Raw genomic sequence first — 21511 nt, forward strand, 5'->3', positions numbered from 1 at the left:
CGGGCACTGCGCTGGCTGAACTGGGCCGGCTGACCGGGGTCAGGAAGCCTTGGCCTTCTCCTCGGCCTTCGGGGCGGCCGGGACGGCGGCGGGCTTCGGGGCCGGCTTGGCGGCCTCGTAGAACTCCTCGCGCGGCGTCTCGACGGCGCCCAGCGAGACGACCTCGCGCTTGAGGAACATGCCGAGCGTCCAGTCCGCGAAGACCCGGATCTTGCGGTTGAACGTGGGCATCGCCATGCCGTGGTAGGCGCGGTGCATGTACCAGGCGAGCCGGCCCTTGAGCTTGATCTTCATCTTGCCCATGACGATCATCGCGACGCCCTTGTGCAGGCCGAGGCCCGCGACCGCGCCCTTGTTGGCGTGGCTGTACTCCTTCTGCGGGAAGCCCCGCATGCCGGAGACGACGTTGTCGCCGAGCACCTTGGCCTGGCGCAGCGCGTGCTGGGCGTTGGGCGGGCACCATGCGTTCGGGTTGCCGTTCTTGCGCCCGATGACGTCCGGGACCTGGGCGTTGTCGCCCGCGGCCCAGATGTAGTCGGTGCCCTGCACCTGGAGGGTGGCCTGGGTGTCGACGTGGCCGCGCGGGCCGAGCGGGAGGCCGAAGCGGGACAGCACCGGGTTGGGCTTGACACCCGCGGTCCACACGATCGTGCCGGACTCCACCTCGAGGCCGTTCTTGAGCACCACGTGGCCGTCGACGCAGGAGTCCATGGAGGTCGACAGGTAGACCTCGACGCCGCGGCTCTCCAGGTGCTCCCGGCCGTACTGGCCGAGCTTGGGGCCGACCTCGGGGAGGATCTTGTCGGCGGCGTCGACCAGGATGAACCGCATGTCCTCGCGGGACACGTTGTTGTACTCCTTGGCCGCGTCCCGGGCCATGTCCTCGACCTCACCGATGGTCTCGGCGCCGGCGAAGCCGCCGCCGATGAAGACGAAGGTGAGCGCCTTGCGGCGGATCTCCTCGTCGGTGGTGGAGTCGGCCTTGTCCAGCTGCTCCAGGACGTGGTTGCGCAGGCCGATGGCCTCCTCGACGCCCTTCATGCCGATGCCCTGCTCGGCGAGGCCGGGGATCGGGAAGGTGCGGGAGACCGCGCCCATGGCGATGACCAGGTAGTCGAACGGCAGCTCGTACGCCTCGCCGGTGAGCGGGGCGACCGTGGCGACCTTGCGGTCCTGGTCGATGGTGGTGACCCGACCGGTGAGGACCTCCGCCTTCGGCAGCACGCGTCGCAGGGGTACGACGACATGGCGCGGGGAGATGTTGCCGGCGGCGGTTTCGGGAAGGAAGGGCTGGTAGGTCATGTACGAACGGGGGTCGACGACCGTGACGGTCGCCTCGCCGTAACGCATCTTCTTCAGAATGCGTCGAGCCGCGTACAGGCCTACGTACCCACCGCCTACTACGAGGATCCTGGGACGCTCCGTGGTGCTCATGGCATCGAGTATCCACCTGCCCCAGGGGGGTGCTTCGTGCGCCCCTTCACAAGCTTATGTGAGGGTCGTGTTACACTCCTCCGCTCGCGTGACGGAGGTCATGGCGCGAAACCGGAACCCACGTGTAGTGCGCGCCGTTGTCAATGCCGCGTGAGCTGCCGCTCCGGCCCTGCGGACCCGCCGCGACAGTCACCGCGCGCGAGCGCTCCGGCCACTCCTATACCACGCTTCTGAACATGTTCAAAGGGCAGTTGAGGCCCTGAAAGGGTCAACCGGAAGCCGTTTGTCGCTCATCGAGGCCCAATCTCTTGTGAAGAACTTCACGAACTTTCCTGTGCGGCCCTCCCACGGACCGTTCCCGGAGCCCGCCGAACCCGCTCAGACGTTCCCCGACCTGCTCATACGTCGGGGGGCGAGGCCGGTCCGGGCGGATTACGTTGACCCCATGAGCCCGCACCGCCGTACGACGGGGCTGCTGTCCCACGCCCCGGGCCCACCGGCCCGTACCGTCCCGCGGTGGGTGTGGCACACGCCGCCGGCCCTGACCCTGCTGGCCTGCGTGGTGGACCTGCCCACCCCGGGCGGCGTGAGCGGCGACGCGCTGCTGATCCTCAGCTCGATGACGGCCGCCTGCGTGCTCCCGCTGCGCGGGGCGGTCCTGGTCGCGCTCCTCAACACCGCCGCCGGCCTGCTCTTCCTCTTCGCCCGTCACCTGGACTCCGACGGCGGGCACGCCGTGGTCGACTTCTTCGCCATGCTGGTCCTGGTCTGGGCGACCGTCCCGCTGTGCCTGCTGCGGCTCTCCCTGGACCGGCGCCTGCTGGCCACCCGGCAGGCCGCCGAGTACGCCCAGCGGGCCGTACTGCCACCGGTGCGGGCCTGGCTCGGCCGCACCTGGATCGCCGTACGGTACGAGGCGGCCTCGCACGCGGCGGCCGTGGGCGGCGACCTCTACGCCGTCGAACAGACCCCGTACGGGGTACGGCTGCTCATCGGCGACGTACGCGGCAAGGGACCCGACGCGATTCCCGCCGTGGCAGCCCTGGTGGGCTGCTTCCGGGAGGCCGCGCACCACACCTCCACCCTGCCGCTGCTCGCCCGCCACCTGGACGAGGCGGTGACCCGGCACATCCGGGAGACGGCCGAGGTACGGGACGACGGCCCGGCGCCGGGCGAACACTTCATCACCGCCGCCGTCGCCGAACTGCCCCCGGGCGGCGGCGAGATACGGCTGCTGAGCCGCGGCCACTGCCCGGCGTTCCTCGCCACGGGGGAGGGGGTGGCCCGCTGGGAACCGGCCGACCCGGGCCTCCCCCTCGGCCTCGGCGACCTGGACCCCGGCCCGTGGGCCCACGGGACCCGCCCCTTCACCCCCGGCGACCTGCTCCTCCTCTGCACGGACGGCCTCCTGGAGGCCCGCGACACGCAGGGCGCCTTCTACTCTCCGGAGGCGGGCCTGCGCGACACCTGGAGCCAGGGACCGCCTGCCGTGGTGGACCACCTGACCGACCTGGTCCACCGGCACGCGGGAGGGTGTCCTGGCGGACGACCTGACGGTGATCGCGGTGACGGTGTCGGAGACGGGGCCGCCGGAGGGGACGGGGCGGGACTGACGGAGACGGGCGGCGTACGGCGTACGCCCAGCACCGCTCGCTCGGGACGTCGCGTCAGCCGACCGCGTCCTCGATCGCCTCGAAGATGTCCGCGTCCGTCTCCCGCTGCCACTCGGGAAGGGCCGCCCAATCGGCCACGTATCCCGGCTTCGGATCCCCGAAGTGCTTGTACATCTGCGCCGTCCAGGCGATCGCGACGAACCGGCCCTTCTGCTCACGGCTCAGCCGGCCGGCGTGCCCGTCGCTCACCTCAAGGAACTGCCGGACCTGCTCGTACACGGCACCCGCGGCCTGCCGCTCCCACTCCGGTGTCGCGTCCCACTCCGTCACGTACCCGGCTTTCGGCTCACCCGGGAAGTGCTTGCGCACCCCCACGATCCAGGACTCGCGAAACAGCCGGGCACCCTCGACATTCGTCACAGCGACCCCTCTCGTCACGTTCCGCTCAATGCGGCGATCTCGGCGCTCAGCTCAGCGACGCGGCGATCGTCGGCCAGTGCCCCGATTTCAGCCGGTAGCGCTCGAAGTCTATGGGCGATGTACCCGGACGAAGACTGCCGGGCGAGGCGCAGCGCCTCGGTCGCACAGGTGAGTATCTGGTCGATGTCCCGCCGCTTGGCCCCGAGAGCGGCGAGGTCCACGAGCACGGCGCCACGCCGCCGGAACGACTGCCTCCGGGCCGACGCGAGTTGCTTCAGCGCGACGTCGAGCGCGGCCTCCGCCTTGTCGAGTCGGCCCAGTTGCACGTACCTGGCGCCACGCTCCTCGGCCAGACGCGATCCGTCGAACCGGAGCCACCCGCTGTTGTAGGCATGATCACCGAGGTGCACCACCTCCTCGGCCTCGTCGAGGGCACGCTCGCACTCCGCCAGATCCCCCAGCCCGGCGTACGCCTCAGCCCGTACGGCCGCAACCCACTGCCGTGTGGACAGAGAGTGATCACCGCGCTGGGCCACTCGCTCGGCCACCGACAGCAGCCCGACGGCCTCGCGGTACCGGCCGCCCGCCGTCTCCACGTAAGCGTGCCGGACCAAGGCGCAGGCCCACAGGTCGAACGCCCTGGCTTCCTTGCTTGCCGAGGCAGCGAGCGAGTACGCCGCCGCCGCTTCCGTATGGCGATTCCGGTCGAACGCCAGTTCGCCCGCGAGCTGGAACAGGTCGCCCGCCGCTACGCACAGGGAGGCAGGAGTCGACGGGCGGTCAGAGAGACTCTCGTTCAAAGCTGCGAGCTGCCCGGTGACCACCGGTCGTACGGAGTCCTTGGAACGGGCGAGTTGGTACACCTGCCAGAGGTGGTCGTTCATGCGCAGATACCCGGCCGCATCGTCGCGCGCGGCATCCTCCGCGAGGACGCCGGCCTCGTCTGCGGGCAGGGCGACAAGCGCTCCGGCCACCGCCAGGACGCGCATGAACTCACGTCGGATCATGTCTTCTTCCCCCGGGCCGTAGGCGTCGTGCGACGGCGCCCCCGCATCCGGTTCCGGGGACCGTGATGATTCTTTGATCAGAGCGTCGAGCGTCAGAAGGTCGACGTGCAGCAAGGCGGCCATCCTGGGGCGGTACTCCGGTTGCGGCTCGGTCTCTCCGCGGTCCCACCTGCCGACCGTTGTGCGGTCGACGCCCAGCGCGGTGGCCATCCCCTCTTGACTGTAGCCCAGCGCTTTTCGCCGGTCTTTGAGAGTCACGCCGTTTTCCTTCCCCCGCCGGACCCGGTCGGCACCTCGTCCGGCGCCCGTGCATCAGATGTGCGTCAAGAGTGCCGCATCACTGCCGTGGTCACGTCCGGGCCGCTGCGGTTCCCTTGAAAGTGTCAATTCGGACCAGGAAGCCACAAAGGACGGCCGATGTCCCTCGACAGGTGGACCACCCCCTCCATCTCGCAAGCCCTCGTGCATGTGCCTTTCCCTCACATCCTGTTTCTGCGCTGCCGGCCCGAAGCAGCCGCCGAGGCACGGCTTTTCGTCTGCGAGTACCTCGCCGTCAACGCTCCTGATGCCAGCGAGGACCACCTTGACCAAGTAGTGCTGGTCGCAAGTGAACTCGTCACCAACGCCGTATGTCATGGCGGCGTCCCCGGGGACCTGCTCCGCTTGACGATCGACGCCGATGACTGTCGCACTCGCATCGAGGTTCACGACTCCGTCCGTCGGCACCCCTGCATGCGCACCGCCGCCTACGACGACGTTTCCGGACGCGGGCTGACGCTCGTCGACGCCCTGTGCCTCGGAGGGTGGGGGGCACGTGACACCACTACGGGAAAAGCCGTATGGGCCGAGCTTCACGCGTCATAGCCGCCTTTCGCGTCCGCCGCTGTCGATGAACCGCTCCTCGCCAACCTGCCCCGCCTCAACCCTCAACAAGGGAAGCAAGCCCATGGAACAGTTCGAGCGTGCTCGGCTTGACGCCTATTTCGCGCGCGTCGCGGATGCCTTTGCTCCGGCAGAGCGCCCGTCGTCCGTTCTGATCACGCATCTTCTGCCCGAGCGCCCCGCTTTCGTCCACGCGGTGGGCGTGTCAAGCACCCTTCGGGCCGTCCTGCCCAAGCCGAAGTCCATCGACCCGGCCGCTCTCCGCGCGGTCGAAAAGGTGACGCCCTGCGATTCCCTGTCGCGCGAGCTGTTCGAGAACCCGGATACGGCAGTCGAGTACCTGGAGTCGCGCGCGGCCGGCGAGTCCGTCGTTCTACTCGATGTGGGCGGGTATTTCGCCCCGTCCATCGACGCCCTGTGCGACCGCTTCTCCGGACGCGTGCTCGGCGTCGTCGAGGACACCGAGAACGGACACCGCCGGTACGCCGACCACGACAAGCTGCCCTGTCCCGTCGTCTCCGTCGCCCGTTCCCCGCTCAAAGATCCCGAGGACTTCCTCGTGGGGCAGTCGGTCGTGTTCTCCGCCGAAGCGCTCATGCGCGGCCGCGGCGACATTCTGCACGGTCGGCCCGCCCTCGTGATCGGGTTCGGCAAGCTCGGCTCTTCCATCGCCCGGCTGCTGCATGCCAAGGGCGTCCAGGTCACCGTGCACGACGTAGACCCCGTACGGCAGACACAGGCCCTCTCGCAGGGCTTCACCGTGGCACGCGACCGAGACACCGCCCTGCGTGGCGCCGGCCTCGTACTGTGCGCCACCGGGGCCGTATCCCTGCGCGGCGAGGACTTCGCCACACTGCGGAACGGAGCGTACGTCGCGACCGTGACATCGTCCGAGGACGAACTCGACCTCGCGGCACTCCCCCGCGTCTACCAGCGGGCGCCGCAGGGTGAGCACGTCACCCGCTACTCGACGACCGGCCACTACTTCTACCTGCTCAATGGGGGAAACGCCGTCAACTTCCTGCACGGCGCCCATGTCGGGCCCTTCATCTTCCTCGTACAGTCCGAGATCCTCGCCGGCATCCGGATGCTGTCCCGCGGCGGCCTCGGACCCGGTATGCACGAGGCCGCCGCCAGCGATCGCACAGCCATCGCGGCGACGTGGCTGAGCTACTACAACCGATAGCGCAACGGGAACGGAGCAACCATGCCGATCACGGCACTGCAGGTACGCGAGACGGTCGACGCCTACCTCGCCGAGTACCCCGACGAGTGGGCTGCCCTGTCCGCACTGGTCGCGACGCTCGGCCGGGTGGGCGACTCGGTTACGTCACGGAAAGAGTTCCACGGCCACACCACGGCCGGTGCTGCCGTGCTACGTCCTGATGGCTGTGTCCTCACCATCGAGCATCGGGCGCTGCGGACGTGGCTGCTGCCCGGCGGGCACATCGAGGACGACGACCCGACACTCATGGACGCGGCCCTGCGGGAACTGGCCGAAGAGACCGGGATCAGCCCCTACCGCGTCACGCCCGAAGGTGGCCTGCCACTGCACATCGACACGCACGCGATCCCGGCGAACCCCGCAAAGGGCGAACCCGAACATCTCCACTTCGACTTCCGCTACCTCTTCCGGACCACGGCAGACCTGGTCGAGTTGCAGGAGGAAGAGGTCACTGCCTACTCCTGGCGGCCCGCCCGCACACTGGCGGCCGGACCGCTGCGTACCCGTGTGATGAACGCCGCGCGATAGCGTCCTTCTTTCACAATCCGCCGGACAGCACCCCGATGATGACCGGTACTCAGTCAGGAGCGTTGCCGCCCCATGACAGACACCAGCGCTCGCATCCGCGAGTTCAACGTCTACCGCCGGTACTTCGGCCTGGTCGCCGCCGGTCAGAAGACGACCGAGGTACGGGTCAAGTACCCGCACCTTGCCGACCTCGACGGCGAGGGACCGGTCAACGTTCCCATGACGGGCCGACGGTCCCGGTTCCGCCGAGTAGGGCACCGGGGCCGTGGTGTGTCTGATCTCTGCGCATGCGCGCAGGTCAGTCCCTCGCTGTACCCTCTTCGATCTCTTCTGCCACGCTGAACGCGATCCCGTCCAGGATGTCGTGCTCGCTGACCACGACCTCCGCCGCGCCGGTCCGTTCCATGATGGTCCGCAGGACCAGCGCGCCCGCGCCGATCACGTCGACGCGGCCCGGGTGCATGGACGGGATCGCGGCCCGTTCGGCGTGGGTGGAGTGCAGGAGGCGGGTGGTGATCTCGTCGACCTGGGCGCGGGTGATCCGGGAGTGGTGGATGGCCGTCGAGTCGTACGCCGGGAGGTTCTGGGCGATCGCCGAGATCGTCGTCACCGAGCCGGCCAGGCCGACCAGGGTGCGGGCCTCGGCCAGCGGGACGGTCTGCCCGGCGAGGTCGAGGGCCGCCTCGATGTCCGCCCGCATCGCCGCGATCTGCTCCTCCGCGGGCGGGTCGGTGACCGCCCCGTCCGCCACCAGGTGCCGTTCGGTCATCCGGACGCAGCCCACGTCGACCGAGCGGGCGGCGCGGACCTGGTCGTCGCCGACGACGAACTCCGTCGAGCCGCCGCCGATGTCCACCACCAGGAAGGGCCGGTGCAGGTCGGTGCGGCCGGTCAGTTCCCTGGTGGCGCCGGTGAAGGAGAACTCGGCCTCCTGGTCGCCGGTGATCACCTCGGGTTCGACGCCGAGGATGTCCAGGACGCCGCGGACGAAGTCGGCGCGGTTCTCGGCGTCCCGGGAGGCGGAGGTGGCCACGAAGCGGACCCGTTCGGCGCCGTGCTCCTTGATGACCGACGCGTACTCGCGGCACGCGGCGAAGGTCCGCTCCAGCGCCTCCGGGGCGAGGCGGCCGGTGCGGTCGACGCCCTGGCCCAGGCGGACGATCGTCATCCGGCGGTCCAGGTCGGTGAGCGTGCCGGTGGCCGGGTCGGCGTCCGCGACCAGCAGGCGGATGGAGTTCGTACCGCAGTCGACGGCGGCTACCCGGGTCACTTCTCGTCCTCCCCTCGGGCGGTGCTCACGCACGGGCCCTTGCGCCACCACTCGGGCAGCATCTCGATCGCCTCGTCGCCCAGCGGGTTCACCCCGGGCCCGGCGGCCAGCGAGTGGGCGACCAGGACGTGCAGGCACTTGACCCGGTCCGGCATGCCGCCCGCGCTCGGGAAGCCGGTCAGCTCCTCGATCTCGTCGCGGCGCCGGATGTAGTCCTCGTGCGCGGCGCGGTACGCGGCGGCCAGCTCCGGGTCGGTGGCGAGCCGCTCGGTCATCTCCTTCATCACCCCGTTGGCCTCAAGGGTGCCGATCGCGGAAGCCGCCTTGGGGCACGTCAGGTAGTACAGCGTCGGGAACGGCGTCCCGTCGGGCAGCCGGGGGGCGGTCTCCACGACGTCCGGCTGCCCGCAGGGGCACCGGTGCGCGATCGCGCGCAGGCCGCGCGGCGGACGGCCGAGCTGCTGCCGGAACGCCTCGACGTCCGCGTCGGTGGGCTCGGTGCGCGGGGTGGGCGGCGGGGGCGTGTGCATGACTGGCTTCTGTCGGTCTTCCTGTGGGTCCTACTGGTGGTGGCTGGTGGCGGCGTCGGCCTTGTCGACCCCGTCCCAGACGGTGCGGTACCAGGGCCGGCCGGCCGCGCCGAGTCCGGCCCGGGACTGCTTCGCCGTGCCCGGGTCGATGACGACGAAGCCCGTCTCCCCCGGCATCACATAGTGCAGCCGCAGCCGGATCTGCTGCTCGGCGTAGGCGTCGTCCTGCCAGCGGGCCTTGAGGTCGCGCAGGTCCTCGACCCGCTGCCGGGCCTCCTGCTTCTCCCGCTGGAGGTCGGCGATCTCGGCGCGCTGGGCGACGTACTGCCGTATCGGGTAGGCGAGCACCACGACCAGGGAGCAGATCACCATCACCAGCAGCGCGGCCCGGCCGGTCAGCCGGGAGCGGCGGGCCTGGCGCTTGGTCTGCGAGCGGTAGACCCGGGCCGCCGTCTGCTCCCCCAGCGCCCGGATGCGGGTCGCGGTGGAGAAACGGTCCCGGTCCTTCACGGCCATCGCTCTTCCGCCTCCCGTGCACGCGCGTACGTCCCCGCACACGGTACGGGACCGGGTACGGGGACGTACGTACGACGCTGCCTACTGAGGGGCGGTCAGCCCTTGAAGCGGGGGAACGCCGAACGGCCGGCGTACACCGCCGCGTCGTCGAGGATCTCCTCGATGCGCAGCAGCTGGTTGTACTTGGCGACGCGCTCGGAGCGGGCCGGGGCGCCGGTCTTGATCTGGCCGCAGTTGGTGGCGACGGCGAGGTCGGCGATGGTGACGTCCTCGGTCTCGCCGGAGCGGTGCGACATCATGCACTTGAAGCCGTTGCGCTGGGCCAGCTCCACGGCGTCCAGGGTCTCGGTCAGCGAGCCGATCTGGTTGACCTTGACCAGCAGCGCGTTGGCCGCGTTCTCCTCGATGCCGCGGGCCAGGCGCTCCGGGTTGGTGACGAACAGGTCGTCGCCGACCAGCTGGACCTGGTCGCCGAGGCGCTCGGTGATGGTCTTCCAGCCGTCCCAGTCGTCCTCGAACAGCGGGTCCTCGATGGAGACCAGCGGGTACGCCTCGACCAGCTCGGCGTAGTAGTCCGTCATCTCGGCGGCGGTGCGCTCCTTGCCCTCGAAGGAGTAGACGCCGTCCTTGTAGAACTCGGAGGCGGCCACGTCCAGGGCCAGGGCGATCTGCTCGCCGGGGGTGTAACCGGCTTCCTTGATCGCTTCGAGGATGAGGTCGAGCGCGGCGCGGTTCGACTCCAGGTTCGGGGCGAAGCCGCCCTCGTCGCCGAGACCGGTGGACAGGCCCTTGTTCTTCAGGACCTTCTTCAGCGTGTGGTAGACCTCGGCGCCCCAGCGCAGCGCCTCGGAGAAGGACTCGGCGCCGATCGGCGCGATCATGAACTCCTGGATGTCCACGTTGGAGTCGGCGTGCGAGCCGCCGTTCAGGATGTTCATCATCGGAACGGGCAGCAGGTGCGCGTTCGGGCCGCCCAGGTAGCGGAAGAGGGGGAGGTCGCTGGCCTCGGAGGCGGCGTGCGCGACGGCGAGCGAGACGCCGAGGATGGCGTTGGCGCCGAGCGAGCCCTTGTTGTCGGTGGCGTCCAGGTCGAACATGGCCTGGTCGATCAGCCGCTGCTCGGTGGCGTCGTAGCCGACCAGCTCCGGGCCGATCTGCTCGATGACGGCGAGGACGGCCTTCTCCACGCCCTTGCCGAGGTAACGGTTGGCATCGCCGTCACGGAGTTCGATGGCCTCGAAGGCACCGGTGGAGGCGCCGGACGGAACGGCGGCACGACCCGTGCTGCCGTCGTCGAGGCCGACCTCGACCTCGACCGTGGGGTTGCCTCGGGAGTCCAGGATTTCCCGGGCTACGACGACGTCGATGGACGGCACGAGCATCTCCTTCTTCAATGTGACGCTTCTGTGTGACGCGGGTGCGCGGTACGCGCGGCTCTGCGGGACGAGCCTAACCGGCCCGGGGCGATCGGCCAGCCGGTCACCCACCCGTTGGACAGAACCGAGAGTAAATTGTTTCCGAACGGAACAAAAGCGCTCCGCGAACCGGACATGACCCCGCCCCGGTGCGTACGGGGGAACACGCACCGGGGCGGGGAGCTTCGCGCCGCTTACTTCGGGGGCTACTTCAGGTGCAGCTGCTGGCCCGGGTAGATCAGGTCGGCGTCGTCGACGATGTCGCCGTTCAGCTTGAACAGCTTCGCCCAGCCGCCGTCGACGTCGTGCGCCTCGGCGATCGAGCTGAGGGTGTCGCCCTTGACCACCTTGTACTCGCCGTCCCCCTTCTCGACCTTCTTGCCGGTCGGGGTGGTGACGGTCTTGTCGGACTTCTGCGTGGTCTCGGCCGCCGGGCGCTCCTGGGAGCGGGAGGCCGGCTGCTCCTGGGTCTCACGGGTCTCGGTGGAGCCGCTGGAGCTGTTGGAGCCGCTGCTCTGGCTGTCGCTCTCGTCGGAGGAGCCGGTGTAGCCGCCGGCCCCCGACAGGCCGGTGCCGCAGCTCGGCCAGGCGCCCTTGCCCTGCGCCGCGAGCACCTTCTCGGCGACCTGGATCTGCTGGCTCTTGCTGGCCTGGTCGGCGGTGGAGGCGTACTGCGTGCCGCCGTAGGCCGCCCAGGTGGAGGCGGAGAACTGGAGCCCGCCGTAGTAGCCGTTGCCGGTGTTGATGGACCAGTTGCCGCCCGACTCGCACTGGGCGACGGTGTCCCACTCGGACTCGGAGGCGGCGGAGGCGCTGCCGGCCGCCATCAGCGGGGCGGCGACGGCGGCACCGGTCACGCCGGCTATGGCGATGACACGAGTGGCCTTGGACGGACGGCGGTGCTTGCCCTTGCTGGAAAACAGCATGGTTGATCCCCTCACCGACGCCTGCGAGGTGAGCTGTCGGGTTCGGGCCGGTTCGGTTGCCCGGCCGTGTCACGTGCGTACTCACTTGCGTATTACGCACGGACACGGCTTCACCCCTAGCCGCTCCGGCTCAACTGCCCGGTGCGGCGCCTACCTTGGGTCCCCCGCTCCTGCCTGCGGCGCTTGCGCGACGACTGTTCCCGGGCTGCCGCTGGCAGGATTCGGCGTTGCGGCGGCCGGGGCCCGCGATGGCGAGCGGTCCTGACCGTAGACAGGACCCGGGCGGATTTACAAAGACGATCAGGGCTTCTGAGACCTATCTCTCACGGCGTTTAATACGGACATTCAGCCCGAACCGTGACGTGAACTACCGCTGCTTTTCGACCGGTTCGACCCCAACAGCAAGCTTCTGACCGGGCAGGATGTGGTCGGGGTCGGCGCCGACGGTGTCCTTGTTCTCGGCGTAGAGGGAGGACCATCCCCCGGCGAGGTCAAGGGAGTCGGCGATGGCCCACAGGTTGTCGCCGGCCCGCACGGTGTACGTCCCGTCGCCCGCGTCCCGCGCCGTCTCGTCGTCACGCGAGGCGTGCCGCCCGGAGGCCGACTCGGAACGGCCGCTCGCCGTCTCGTCGTCCGCGCTGCCGCCCCGGTGCCGGCCGGCGCCGGTGTCGGTGAGGCTCGAAGTGCCAGGAGCGGGTTCGAGGTTGTCGGCGCTGTCACCGATGCCCGCGGTGTCACTCTTGGTGGTGGGCTCGTCGCTCGCCTCGTCGGTGGGCGAGGCGGATTTGGATGAAGTGTCGGACTTGGGTGATTCGTCGCCGCTGTCCGAGGAGTCGGTGGGGGAGTCGGTGGACTCGGTGGCCGACGGGGACGCCGAGGAGTCGGAGTCGGTCGAGTCGGTCGCGTCGGTCGCGTCGGACGAGTCGGTCGCGTCGGACGAGGTGGAGGAATCAGACGAACTGGATGAATCGTCCGAGGCGCTGCCGTCCAGGCCCGCCAGCAGCCCGCAGGTCGGCCAGGCGGCGATGCCCTGGGCCGCCAGGACCTTCTCGGCCACCCGGATCTGCTGGGAGCGGCTGGCCTGGTCGGCGCTGGTGGCGTAGGCGAGGCCGCCGTACGCCTCCCAGTCCTCCTGGGACATCTGCAAACCGCCGTAGTAGCCGTTGCCGCCGTTCTGGCTCCATGCGCCGCCGGTCTCGCACTCGGCGACACGGTCCCAGGTCGTACCGTCGGCCGCGTGCGCGCCGGTGGCTCCGAGGAGCGGGATCGCGATGGCGGAGCCGGTGACTCCGGCAGCGACGACCAGGGCCGGGGCCTGGCGGGGGCGACGGTGTCGGCCGTTCCCGGAGAGCATGCGGAGACCTTTCACAAGACAGCAGGGCCCGCACGGCGATTGATGCTCGGTGCCGCGCTGATCCGTGAACGTATAGGCATACGATCACTCATCACAAGTTCATGCCGTGTAGATCACATGGAGATCACAGAGGTGACTGCGTGTCACCTTTGCGGTTGCGACGGTCTCTTCAGGCGACCGAGGTGAACGCCACCGGCAGGGTGCGCAGACCGCGCATGATGAGGCCGCCGCGCCAGCGCAGTTCGGCCGGGTCGGCGGCCAAACTCAGGTCGGGCAGCCGGGTCAGGAGCGTGGCGAGCGCGGTCTGCCCCTCCAGCCGGGCCAGCGGGGCGCCGAGGCAGTAGTGGATGCCGTGGCCGTAGCCGAGGTGCTGGCTGTCGCGGCGGGAGAGGTCGAGGGTGTCCGGGTCGGTGAAGCGGGCCGGGTCCCGGTCGGCGGCGGCGAGCACGACGAGCACCGGGTCGCCGACGGCGATGTCCTGGCCCGCGAGGGTCAGCGGCCGGGTGGCGAACCGCCAGGTGGCCAGCTCGACCGGACCGTCGTAGCGCAGGAGTTCCTCGACGCCGGTCGCCAGCAGGCCGCGTTCCCCGGCGGCGAGGGAGTCCTGGAGGCGGCGGCGCTGCTCGGGGTGGGTGAGCAGGGCGTACGTGCCGTTGCCGATGAGGTTGACGGTGGTCTCGAAGCCGGCGAAGAGGAGGATGAAGGCCATCGCGGCGGCCTCGTTCTCGGTGAGGTGCTCGCCGTGGTCGGAGGCGCGGATCAGGCCCGAGATCAGGTCGTCGCCCGGGTCGGCGCGCTTGCGGTGGATGAGGTCGGCGAGGTAGCCGCGCATCTTCTTCACCGACCGCGCGACCCCGCCCCGGGGCCCGCCGCCGTGCCGGATCATCATGCCCGCCCAGTCCCGGAAGTCGTCCTGGTCCTCGCGGGGGACGCCGAGCAGGTCGCAGATGGCGTAGATGGGGAGCGGGAAGGCGAACTCGTGGATGAGGTCGGCGCTGCCGGTGTGCGCGAACTGGTCGATGAGCCGGTCGGTGAGTTCCTGTACGCGGGGTGCGAACTCGGCGACGCGGCGCGGGGTGAACGCCTTGGAGACCAGTCGCCGCAGCCGGGTGTGGTCCGGCGGGTCGATGTTGAGCAGATGGGTCATCAGCTCGGCCTTGCGCTCGCCCGGGATGCCGGTCTTGCCCTTGGCGTGGGCGCCTTCGGCGTGGTGCGCCGGGTTCTTGGACAGCCGGGGGTCGGCGAGCGCCTGCTTGGCGTCGGCGTACCGGGTGACCAGCCAGGCCTCCACCCCGCTGGGCAGCTTGGTGCGGTGCACGGGGGCGTGCTCGCGCAGCCAGGCGTAGGCGGGGTAGGGGTCGCTCGCGAACTCCCAGGTGAACAGTTCGGGGGCGGTGCTGGCGGGATGGGCGCGGTCGGTCACGCCTCGACCGTATCCGGCCCCGCGCTCACCTCGGCGTCCGCGTCTCCGCTTCCCGGATCGCGTCCCGGTAGGCGCGGGCCGCCGCGCGCAGGGCCGCCTCCGGGTCGACGCCCTCGGCCTCGGCGCGTGCGGCCAGCGCCAGCAGTTCGTAGCCGAGTCCCGCGCCGCGGGGCAGCGGGACGTCCAGGTCAGCCGTGCGCACCCGGGAGGCCAGTTTGGCGGCGAGGGCGAGGCCGGGCTGGCCGAGCGGGACGCCCTCGGTGACGGAGGTGCGCTGCTTCGCGTCCTGCTTGGCGCGCAGCCAGAGCGCCCGCACTTCCTCCGGGGTGGTCGCGGTCTCGTCGCCGAAGATGTGCGGGTGGCGGTGGATCAGCTTGGCGACGATGGTCCCGGCCACGTCGTCGATGGAGAAGGGGGACTCCAGGTCCTCCTCCGCGATCCGGGAGTGGAAGACGACCTGGAGGAGGACGTCGCCGAGTTCCTCGCGCAGTTCGTCGCGGTCGCCGTCCTCGATGGCCTCGACGAGTTCGTACGCCTCCTCGATGGCGTACTTCGCCAGCCCCTTGTGGGTGCGCTGCGAGGACCACGGGCACTCGACGCGGATGCGGTCCATGACCTGCACCAGGTCGAGCAGGCGGGCGCCGGGCAGGTCGTAGGAGGCGGGCAGCAGTTCCAGTTCCGGCATGGCGAGGCGGCCGGAACCGGCAAGACGGGCCAGGCCGTCGGTGAGGGCGGGCTCCCCCTCGCCGGTCGCCACGACCACCACCGTGTGCCCGCCCGCGCACGCGCCGACCAGTTCCTCGGCGGCCGGGACCGCCTCCTCCACCCGGATGCCCGCCTCGCGCAGATACGGCAGCTGCGGGTGAGCGCCGTCCGCGCACAGCACGCGGTCGGCGGCGCGCAGCGCCTGCCAGGCCGGCCAGGACAGCAGGCCGGGGGCGACGCGGTGGCTGGTGGTGAGGAGGACGATGCGGCCGGGAGCTGCGGCTGGAGTGCTGGCGTTCACATCCGAAACGTAACGCACCCCCGTCACGCGGTACGGGGCGCTCCCGCCTCGGTCGTGACCTCCCGCACCCAGGGCGTCTTCACGTCGGCGCGGCTGCTCTTCTCGACGTCCCAGGTGCCGTAGCGGGGGTTCAGGTCGATGTCGAGCTTTTTCGACGTGTCGGCGAGGGCCTTCCAGAAGGCGGGCTGGCCGGTGTCGGTGCCGAGGTGCTGGGCGAGCTTCTGGGCCTCCAGCTGGAGGCGGAGGTTCTCGTCGACGCGCGCGGGGGCGATGCCGTACTGCTGGAGCCAGACCGTCTCCAGTGCCTTGGCGCCGCCGGCCTGGCCTTCCAGCCCGGCCCGCATGCCCTGGATCTCCTTGCGGGTGACGGTGACGTCGGCGTCCTGGGCGGCGCGGTGCAGGACCTGGTCGAGGACCATGCTCTGGAGGGTGTCGCGGGTGAGGCCGCCGGTGCGGGCGATGGCCTGCTCGTACTGCGTCTCGTCGGGCACGGCCGCGCGCTGGGCCGCCCGTACCTCGTCGACCCGGTCCTCCAGTTGCGCGACGGTGATCCGCCGGCCGTCGACGACGGCCGCCGCGCCGGGGTGCGCGTCGTTCCCGCAGGCGGTGAGGAGCGGTGCGGCCGCGGCGATCGCGGCGGTGAGGACGAGCGCGGAGCGACGGCGACGGCAGCGGCGGTGCAAGGGAACCTCCCGTTGGAGATTGTGCGACGGTGCACAAAGTCTTGCGGTGATCGATGGTAGGCAGTGGGCGGGCTCCGGCCAACCCATTGGACCAACGATTCACCGGGACGTCGGGCACCGCCGCGTTCCGGTCGGACCGGCGCGGGTTATCCGCCGGTGGGTACGGGCAGGTCGTGGGCGGTGAAGGCGGGTGCCGCCGGTGCCGGTGCCGTGGCCGTGGCCGTGGCCGTGGTGGAGCGGGCGGCGGCGAAGGTGGTCGGGGCGACTTCGTAGACGCGGGTCTGGTTGGTGCCGGTGCGGTAGGAGTAGGCCCAGGTGGATCCGCTGGAGTTGGTGTAGGTGAAGGCGGTCGGGTCGGTGGCCGCCGCCTCGTAGCTCTCCTGCTGCCAGGCCCGCCAGGTGCCCGAGCCGGGCGTCTGCTCGCCGGTGTTGTACATGTATCCGTCGTCGGCGCGGGCCACGATCTCGGTGTTGCCGGTCAGCGGGCTGATGACGGCGGACGGCGCACCGGCGAAGGTGGCGTCGCCGACCTGGGACCAGGCGTCCGGGAAGGCGGCCCCCTCGGTGGCCTGCCGCACGGTGACGATGTGCCCGTCGGCGTCCCGGGCGAACACGGCGAGCCGGTAGCCCGGGTAGACCACCACCGCCGGAGTACCGGTGAAGCCCGTACCGGCGAGGTTGGTCCAGGCCGAGAGGGTGCCGTCGCCGCTGAAGAGGGCGGTGGTGATGGAGCCGGAGGAGTTGACGCCGAACAACTGGACGCCGTCGCGGACGGTGACTGCGGTCAGCGGCCGGCTGTGGCTGCCGCCGTTCAGGGGCAGCCAGCTCATGAAATAGCCGTTGGCCGCCTGCTCGCTGCGGTACCAGGGCCGGCCCTCCGCGTCGACGGAGAACTGCACGAGCCGTCCGTCCGGCAGCTTCGCCGTGGTGGCGTGCTGGGCCATCGCGCCGGCCAGGTCGACCCAGTTCGACCAGTCGGCGCTGGACTGGGCGGCCTGGTCGCGCGTCCAGACGCTGCCGTTGACGTTGTGGGCGGTCACCACCACGCGGCCGTCGGCCTGCTCGGCGAGCGACGGCTGACCGGCGAACGCCTCGTTGTCGTGGATGGGGGTCCACTGGACGCTGTTGAAGTCGCTCGGGTCCGCCTGGCGTCCGTGGACGAGCCGGCCGTTGCCGTCCGTGTAGGCGTACTCCAGGGTGCCTGCGGAGGACTGGAGGATGCTGGTGGCGGCGTCGCCCTCCAGCGCGATCGAGGGCGAGGCCGGGGTGTGGCCGGTGGTGACGGCGCAGGTGTCGGGGGCGGCGGTCACGTTGAGGTAGCCGGCCCAGCGGTCGGAGCCGATCACCTTGGCGGCGACGGCGAAGGCGTCGGTGTCCTCGTCGTAGCGGTAGTAACGCAGGTTGCCGTCCGGCATCACGCGCAGCAGGGTGTCGCCGCCGAGCGACGCCAGGTCGCCCTCGGTGTTCCAACCGGAGTAGCTCACCCGTACGTGGCGCTCGATCCAGCGCTGGCTGGTGAAGTCGTAGCGGGAGCGGTAGAGGGAGCCGGTGGCGGCTTCCCGTCCGTAGATCACTCCCTCGTCACCGGCGACGATGGCGTCGTAGCGGCTCCAGTCAGCGTCGACGATCTTGTCGCCGCCGGGATACCAGGAGCTGGTGTCGGCGAAGTACTGGTGCCAGCGCAGGGCGCCGTTCTCGTCGAGCCGCCAGATGTGGCCGCCGCGGTCGACGGTTATCTTGTCGCGGTTCGCGGCCTGTTGATACTGGCCGAAGTTGTTGCTGATCTTCTTGTGGTGGATGTCCCAGGTGCCGGAACTGGTGCGCCGGCTCAGGTACAGACCGTCGGCCTTGACGCCGTACAGCTCCCCGCCCGGGCCGGCCATGACCTGCCCGTAGCCGGACCAGCCGGTGTCGATGGTGCTGGGCGACGGCATCGTGCCGCCGGTCAGGGGGGTGGGCATGGCCTGGCGCAGCAGGTTGCCGGCGGTGTCCACGGCGTACGTGGGCCCGGTGGCGGCGCAGGTGACTGCGGCGGCGGCCTGGGCGGGGGTGGGCGCCAGCGCCACGACGGGCAGCGCGGCGGCAGCGGTCACGAATGCGGCCAGCCGGCGACCGGCTCGTCTTCGCGTCGGGTGTCTCATCGATGTCCTTCCCTCACGGAGCCGAATCTCTTGATCACCGGACGTTAGGCAACGGTCGGTGAACTGGGCAGTGTCGGACGGGAGAACGACTCGTGTTTCCCTGTGTGGATCCACTGAACAGTCAGTGAAACGACTGACAACGACGTCAGGCCGCCGCCAGCTCGCACCACACCAACTTGCCTCGATTGCCGCCTTCGACCAGCGGCTGCCACCCCCACAGATCGGCGCAGGCCCGCACCAGGGTCAGGCCCCGCCCGTCCTCCAGTTCACCGGCGGGCCGGTCGGGCGCCGGGGGCGGTGCGGGCGGCTCGGGGTCGGTGTCCCACGCCGCGATCCGCAGCACGCCGCCCGACCAGCGCAGCCGGAGTCCGGCGGGGCCCTTGGTGTGCCGTACGGCGTTGGAGACCAGCTCGGCCGCGAGCGGTTCGGCGGTGTCGACGAGGCGGATCAGACCGTGCACGGTCAGGATCAGGCGGAGGGTGCGGCGGCTGACGGTGACGGCGCGAACGTCGTTCGGGATGTAGAGGGTGTACTCCCAGGGGGCGGTTTCGGGCATAGCGCAGCTCCAGGTGTGTGGTGTGGGGGATGAGTGGGGGCGGTCGGTGTCATTGCCGCAGCCGTGATGGCAGGACGGAGCGGTGCGCTTCCGGTGCCCCAGTGTTTCGCAGGGTGTGCGTCGCATCACCGACGGTAGGGCTTGCACGTAATACGTGGCAAGCTGATCGCGTAACGTGACCCCGAACGGGCTGTACCAGGGAGCAACTGTGGTCCTCAGGCGTGAACCAACGGCACGTCAGGCGCGCTTGGGAGTCGAGCTGCGCAGACTCCGCGAAGCGGCAGGGCTCACGACCATCGAGGCAGCGGCACTGCTGGGAGCGAACAGGGTCCAGATCAGCCAGATCGAAGCCGGCCTCGCGGGCGTGAGCGAGGAGCGACTGCGCCGCCTCGCGTCCCACTACTCCTGCATCGACGAGCAGTTCGTCAACTCCCTGGTTCCCATGGCCACGGACCGGACGCGCGGCTGGTGGGAGGAGTACCGGGGCCTGCTGCCCACGCCTTTCCTGGACCTTGCCGAACTGGAGCACCACGCCGCGTTCCAGCGCGAAGTGGCGGTTCTGTACGTTCCCGGCCTGTTGCAGACGGAGGAGTACGCTCGCGCCATCTTCTCGTCACGGGTGCCTGAACTGACACCCGCAGAACTTGAGCTACGCGTACAGCACCGCTTGAAGCGCCAGCGCATCACCAGCCCGTACGAGTTGGTGATTCACGAGGCTGCCTTGCGCATCAGAGTCGGTGACCGCGCCGCTTCCCGGGCGCAGCTCACCACACTGTTGCAGCTCTCCGAGGCCGATCGCATCACCGTGCGCGTCATCCCCTTCGACCTGGACGGATTCACCCGGGCGACCAGTGCCATGACGTACGTGGGTGGGCCCGTCACCAAGCTGGACACAGTGGTACGTGACGTGCCTTACGGGTCGGCCTTCATCGACTGCGAGGCACAACTGGGCGTGTTCCGAGCTCGCTTCCGTAAGGTGGAAGCCGTATCGATGAGCCCCGAACGGTCGCGCGACTTCATCAACCGGCTGGCGAAAGAGTTGTGAGGAACGGCATGGACAACTGGCGCAAGTCCTCCTACTCGGGTCCGGATGACGGCAACGCCTGCGTGGAGATAGCCAACTCCCCAACCCACGTGGCGATACGCGACTCGAAGACGGCCCCGACCGCCCCCACCCTCACCTTCCCGGTGGTCGCCTTCACCACCTTCGTCAGATCGCTCAAGTCCTGAACCCTCTCCAACAAATGGATGACACTTCCCCCCGAACTGTCATCCATTTCCGAACACTCACCGGACACCCCCTCGCCGTCCCGTCAGCCCTGCTGAACCGTAAGCAGCATCAGCTCGCCCTCGTCCCAGCGCACCGCGATGGCCGTACGCGGATCCACGCCCGCGACGGCGTACGCCGTGGCAGGTCCGCGAGGAACCGTGTCGTCAGGACCGTTCGGGGTGTCGACACAGGGCGGGAACACCGCGGTACCGAGGACAGCGCCCACGGTGAAGTCGGCGTCGGCCGCATCCATGTAGGTCCGACCTCCGTACGTGGCCGTGATCGCGCAGGAGCCCGCCGCTTCTCCACCGCCGCCCGACACCGTGCAGGCGGCGGTCAGGACGGCCACGGCAGTGATGGTCAGGGGGACTGTGGTCATCCTCACGCCCGTACCGCCGGCTTCGCCGCCGAGGTCGCCTTGCTCGTCACCCAGCTGACCGCCGAGGACACGTTCTGCACCGCTCAGCTGATCGCGCCGTAGTCCGCGCCCTCTCCGCTGCCGCCCGCCCCGCCCAGGCGGCGGACAGTGCGGCCACGACCGCGGTGGTCAAGACGAGTGTCAAGGGCTGTCGCCCCATCGGGGCGCTCCTCGTTCCGTCGGGTCGGTTCATGACCTTGACGGAGTTCAGGGCGGGCGGTCGGCGCAGGCCCGCACCAGGGTCAGCCCCCGACCATCCTCCAGTTCACCGGCGGGCCGGTCGGGCGGCACGGGGTCGGTGTCCCACGCCCCGATCCGCGACAAGCCACCCAAGTCACGTGGGGATACGCGGCTTCGGAGCACCGACCGCCCGCGCCCTCATCTTGCCGGTCATCGCGTTCGCCGCCGTCCTCAGGTCACTCAAGCCCTGGAAACTCCCACCGCGCGGCGAGCCCCTCACTTCTCGCTCGCTGTCACCACCGACCGGAAGTATTCGAATCGATCGACGTCCGGGTCCGCGAACTCCAGGATGTCCAGCGCGGTCTCGCTGTCTCCCGACGCCGCTTCCTTGTACACCAGCCAGAGCCCCTCCCGGACGGCTGAAAGACAGTCCATCTCCAGGTCGGGCAGCCCCGCCTCCACCTCGGTCGAGTGAGACTCTCCCGTGACGAGGTACCAGAGCATGTTCAGGAAGTGGCCTCTGGTGAACTGCGGCAGTTCCTCCGTCAGCGCCGCCAGGATGACCGGCACTGTGTGGGGCGCCACCTGGAACAGCATGGACTGCCGTTCCAAGTGACCGTCCAGCGTGCGGCCGATCGTCTCCTCCAGCGACTTGGCCTCGATGAGGGTGGTCAGCGATGAGGGGATATGCGCAGCCGACTGTCCGCACCCGCA

21 protein-coding genes, 2 pseudogenes and 1 riboswitch are annotated in these 21511 nt (G+C 70.0%); of the genes and pseudogenes, 7 read left to right on the top strand and 16 right to left on the bottom strand.

Features of this window, described 5'->3' with window-relative positions:
* Nucleotides 1-39 precede the first annotated feature (39 nt).
* The gene (locus tag ACTT8P_RS06890) at nucleotides 40-1434 is read right to left on the bottom strand and encodes an NAD(P)/FAD-dependent oxidoreductase (protein ID WP_442830630.1); all 1395 of its coding nucleotides are present in this window, start codon (nucleotides 1432-1434) and stop codon (nucleotides 40-42) included.
* A 754-nt stretch (nucleotides 1435-2188) separates the two neighbouring features.
* Here ACTT8P_RS06890 and ACTT8P_RS06895 point away from each other — a divergent pair.
* Nucleotides 2189-2905, top strand: a pseudogene (locus ACTT8P_RS06895) (PP2C family protein-serine/threonine phosphatase); the annotation flags it as partial.
* A gap of 196 nt (nucleotides 2906-3101) precedes the next feature.
* Here the strand turns inward: ACTT8P_RS06895 and ACTT8P_RS06900 are convergent.
* On the bottom strand, nucleotides 3102-3467 hold the full coding sequence (locus ACTT8P_RS06900; RefSeq protein WP_442830631.1) for a hypothetical protein: 366 nt from the start codon (nucleotides 3465-3467) through the stop codon (nucleotides 3102-3104).
* Nucleotides 3468-3481: 14 nt separating this feature from the next.
* Nucleotides 3482-4732, bottom strand: a complete 1251-nt coding sequence (locus ACTT8P_RS06905) for a helix-turn-helix domain-containing protein (protein ID WP_442830632.1) — start codon at nucleotides 4730-4732, stop codon at nucleotides 3482-3484.
* 159 nt (nucleotides 4733-4891) lie between these two features.
* Here ACTT8P_RS06905 and ACTT8P_RS06910 point away from each other — a divergent pair, with 159 nt between their 5' ends.
* The 4 genes and pseudogenes from ACTT8P_RS06910 to ACTT8P_RS06925 form a co-directional block, all read left to right on the top strand.
* Nucleotides 4892-5338, top strand: a complete 447-nt coding sequence (locus ACTT8P_RS06910) for an ATP-binding protein (RefSeq protein ID WP_442830633.1) — start codon at nucleotides 4892-4894, stop codon at nucleotides 5336-5338.
* A gap of 82 nt (nucleotides 5339-5420) precedes the next feature.
* Nucleotides 5421-6542: an adenosylhomocysteinase gene (locus ACTT8P_RS06915; protein ID WP_442830634.1), complete on the top strand. Its 1122-nt coding sequence runs from the start codon at nucleotides 5421-5423 to the stop codon at nucleotides 6540-6542.
* A gap of 21 nt (nucleotides 6543-6563) precedes the next feature.
* Complete coding sequence (locus ACTT8P_RS06920; RefSeq protein WP_442830635.1) at nucleotides 6564-7109, top strand: NUDIX hydrolase; 546 nt, start codon at nucleotides 6564-6566, stop codon at nucleotides 7107-7109.
* A 72-nt stretch (nucleotides 7110-7181) separates the two neighbouring features.
* Nucleotides 7182-7301: pseudogene (locus tag ACTT8P_RS06925) on the top strand (ASCH domain-containing protein); the annotation flags it as partial.
* Nucleotides 7302-7407: 106 nt separating this feature from the next.
* Here ACTT8P_RS06925 and ACTT8P_RS06930 read toward each other — a convergent pair.
* The 11 genes from ACTT8P_RS06930 to ACTT8P_RS06980 form a co-directional block, all read right to left on the bottom strand.
* Nucleotides 7408-8379 (bottom strand): Ppx/GppA phosphatase family protein, encoded by a 972-nt coding sequence (locus ACTT8P_RS06930; RefSeq protein ID WP_442830636.1) that lies wholly within the window; start codon nucleotides 8377-8379, stop codon nucleotides 7408-7410.
* Complete coding sequence (locus ACTT8P_RS06935) at nucleotides 8376-8909, bottom strand: DUF501 domain-containing protein (protein WP_442830637.1); 534 nt, start codon at nucleotides 8907-8909, stop codon at nucleotides 8376-8378. The genes ACTT8P_RS06930 and ACTT8P_RS06935 overlap by 4 nt, the downstream gene beginning before the upstream one ends.
* Nucleotides 8910-8939: 30 nt before the next feature.
* Nucleotides 8940-9425 (bottom strand): FtsB family cell division protein, encoded by a 486-nt coding sequence (locus tag ACTT8P_RS06940; RefSeq protein ID WP_442830638.1) that lies wholly within the window; start codon nucleotides 9423-9425, stop codon nucleotides 8940-8942.
* 95 nt (nucleotides 9426-9520) lie between these two features.
* Nucleotides 9521-10801 (bottom strand): phosphopyruvate hydratase, encoded by a 1281-nt coding sequence (gene eno, locus ACTT8P_RS06945; RefSeq protein ID WP_442830639.1) that lies wholly within the window; start codon nucleotides 10799-10801, stop codon nucleotides 9521-9523.
* A gap of 245 nt (nucleotides 10802-11046) precedes the next feature.
* The gene (locus tag ACTT8P_RS06950) at nucleotides 11047-11766 is read right to left on the bottom strand and encodes a transglycosylase family protein (RefSeq protein WP_442830640.1); all 720 of its coding nucleotides are present in this window, start codon (nucleotides 11764-11766) and stop codon (nucleotides 11047-11049) included.
* Between the two features lie 3 nt (nucleotides 11767-11769).
* Nucleotides 11770-11958, bottom strand: a riboswitch (cyclic di-AMP (ydaO/yuaA leader).
* A gap of 175 nt (nucleotides 11959-12133) precedes the next feature.
* The gene (locus ACTT8P_RS06955) at nucleotides 12134-13120 is read right to left on the bottom strand and encodes a transglycosylase family protein (RefSeq protein ID WP_442830641.1); all 987 of its coding nucleotides are present in this window, start codon (nucleotides 13118-13120) and stop codon (nucleotides 12134-12136) included.
* A 169-nt stretch (nucleotides 13121-13289) separates the two neighbouring features.
* Nucleotides 13290-14543, bottom strand: a complete 1254-nt coding sequence (locus ACTT8P_RS06960) for a cytochrome P450 family protein (protein WP_442830642.1) — start codon at nucleotides 14541-14543, stop codon at nucleotides 13290-13292.
* Between the two features lie 25 nt (nucleotides 14544-14568).
* Complete coding sequence (locus tag ACTT8P_RS06965) at nucleotides 14569-15549, bottom strand: nucleoside triphosphate pyrophosphohydrolase (RefSeq protein ID WP_442830643.1); 981 nt, start codon at nucleotides 15547-15549, stop codon at nucleotides 14569-14571.
* 23 nt (nucleotides 15550-15572) lie between these two features.
* Nucleotides 15573-16232, bottom strand: a complete 660-nt coding sequence (locus tag ACTT8P_RS06970; RefSeq protein ID WP_442830644.1) for a SurA N-terminal domain-containing protein — start codon at nucleotides 16230-16232, stop codon at nucleotides 15573-15575.
* Between the two features lie 146 nt (nucleotides 16233-16378).
* On the bottom strand, nucleotides 16379-18373 hold the full coding sequence (locus ACTT8P_RS06975; protein WP_442830645.1) for a tachylectin-related carbohydrate-binding protein: 1995 nt from the start codon (nucleotides 18371-18373) through the stop codon (nucleotides 16379-16381).
* 145 nt (nucleotides 18374-18518) lie between these two features.
* Complete coding sequence (locus ACTT8P_RS06980) at nucleotides 18519-18929, bottom strand: ATP-binding protein (RefSeq protein ID WP_442830646.1); 411 nt, start codon at nucleotides 18927-18929, stop codon at nucleotides 18519-18521.
* Between the two features lie 208 nt (nucleotides 18930-19137).
* Here ACTT8P_RS06980 and ACTT8P_RS06985 point away from each other — a divergent pair, with 208 nt between their 5' ends.
* Both ACTT8P_RS06985 and ACTT8P_RS06990 read left to right on the top strand, forming a co-directional pair.
* Nucleotides 19138-19974, top strand: a complete 837-nt coding sequence (locus ACTT8P_RS06985) for a helix-turn-helix domain-containing protein (RefSeq protein WP_442830647.1) — start codon at nucleotides 19138-19140, stop codon at nucleotides 19972-19974.
* An 8-nt stretch (nucleotides 19975-19982) separates the two neighbouring features.
* Nucleotides 19983-20159 (top strand): DUF397 domain-containing protein, encoded by a 177-nt coding sequence (locus ACTT8P_RS06990; protein WP_442830648.1) that lies wholly within the window; start codon nucleotides 19983-19985, stop codon nucleotides 20157-20159.
* A gap of 83 nt (nucleotides 20160-20242) precedes the next feature.
* On the opposite strand, the gene ACTT8P_RS06995 is transcribed toward ACTT8P_RS06990, so the two are convergent.
* Nucleotides 20243-20578 carry a DUF6281 family protein gene (locus tag ACTT8P_RS06995; protein ID WP_442830649.1) on the bottom strand — a complete coding sequence of 112 codons (336 nt, stop codon included), beginning with the start codon at nucleotides 20576-20578 and terminating at the stop codon, nucleotides 20243-20245.
* A gap of 495 nt (nucleotides 20579-21073) precedes the next feature.
* Nucleotides 21074-21409 (bottom strand): hypothetical protein, encoded by a 336-nt coding sequence (locus ACTT8P_RS07000; protein WP_442830650.1) that lies wholly within the window; start codon nucleotides 21407-21409, stop codon nucleotides 21074-21076.
* Nucleotides 21410-21511: the final 102 nt, after the last annotated feature.

This window comes from Streptomyces sp. JW3 (genome assembly GCF_052216785.1).
Taxonomy (GTDB): Bacteria; Actinomycetota; Actinomycetes; order Streptomycetales; family Streptomycetaceae; genus Streptomyces.

Coding starts and splice junctions, on each gene's coding strand:
- ACTT8P_RS06910 (WP_442830633.1), top strand. CDS start 4,892: ATGTCCCTCGACAGGTGGACCACCCCCTCCATCTCGCAAGCCCTCGTG.
- ACTT8P_RS06950 (WP_442830640.1), bottom strand. CDS start 11,766: ATGCTGTTTTCCAGCAAGGGCAAGCACCGCCGTCCGTCCAAGGCCACT.
- ACTT8P_RS06935 (WP_442830637.1), bottom strand. CDS start 8,909: ATGCACACGCCCCCGCCGCCCACCCCGCGCACCGAGCCCACCGACGCG.
- ACTT8P_RS06990 (WP_442830648.1), top strand. CDS start 19,983: ATGGACAACTGGCGCAAGTCCTCCTACTCGGGTCCGGATGACGGCAAC.
- ACTT8P_RS06890 (WP_442830630.1), bottom strand. CDS start 1,434: ATGAGCACCACGGAGCGTCCCAGGATCCTCGTAGTAGGCGGTGGGTAC.
- ACTT8P_RS06920 (WP_442830635.1), top strand. CDS start 6,564: ATGCCGATCACGGCACTGCAGGTACGCGAGACGGTCGACGCCTACCTC.
- ACTT8P_RS06980 (WP_442830646.1), bottom strand. CDS start 18,929: ATGCCCGAAACCGCCCCCTGGGAGTACACCCTCTACATCCCGAACGAC.
- ACTT8P_RS06995 (WP_442830649.1), bottom strand. CDS start 20,578: ATGACCACAGTCCCCCTGACCATCACTGCCGTGGCCGTCCTGACCGCC.
- ACTT8P_RS06940 (WP_442830638.1), bottom strand. CDS start 9,425: ATGGCCGTGAAGGACCGGGACCGTTTCTCCACCGCGACCCGCATCCGG.
- ACTT8P_RS06955 (WP_442830641.1), bottom strand. CDS start 13,120: ATGCTCTCCGGGAACGGCCGACACCGTCGCCCCCGCCAGGCCCCGGCC.
- ACTT8P_RS06975 (WP_442830645.1), bottom strand. CDS start 18,373: ATGAGACACCCGACGCGAAGACGAGCCGGTCGCCGGCTGGCCGCATTC.
- ACTT8P_RS06915 (WP_442830634.1), top strand. CDS start 5,421: ATGGAACAGTTCGAGCGTGCTCGGCTTGACGCCTATTTCGCGCGCGTC.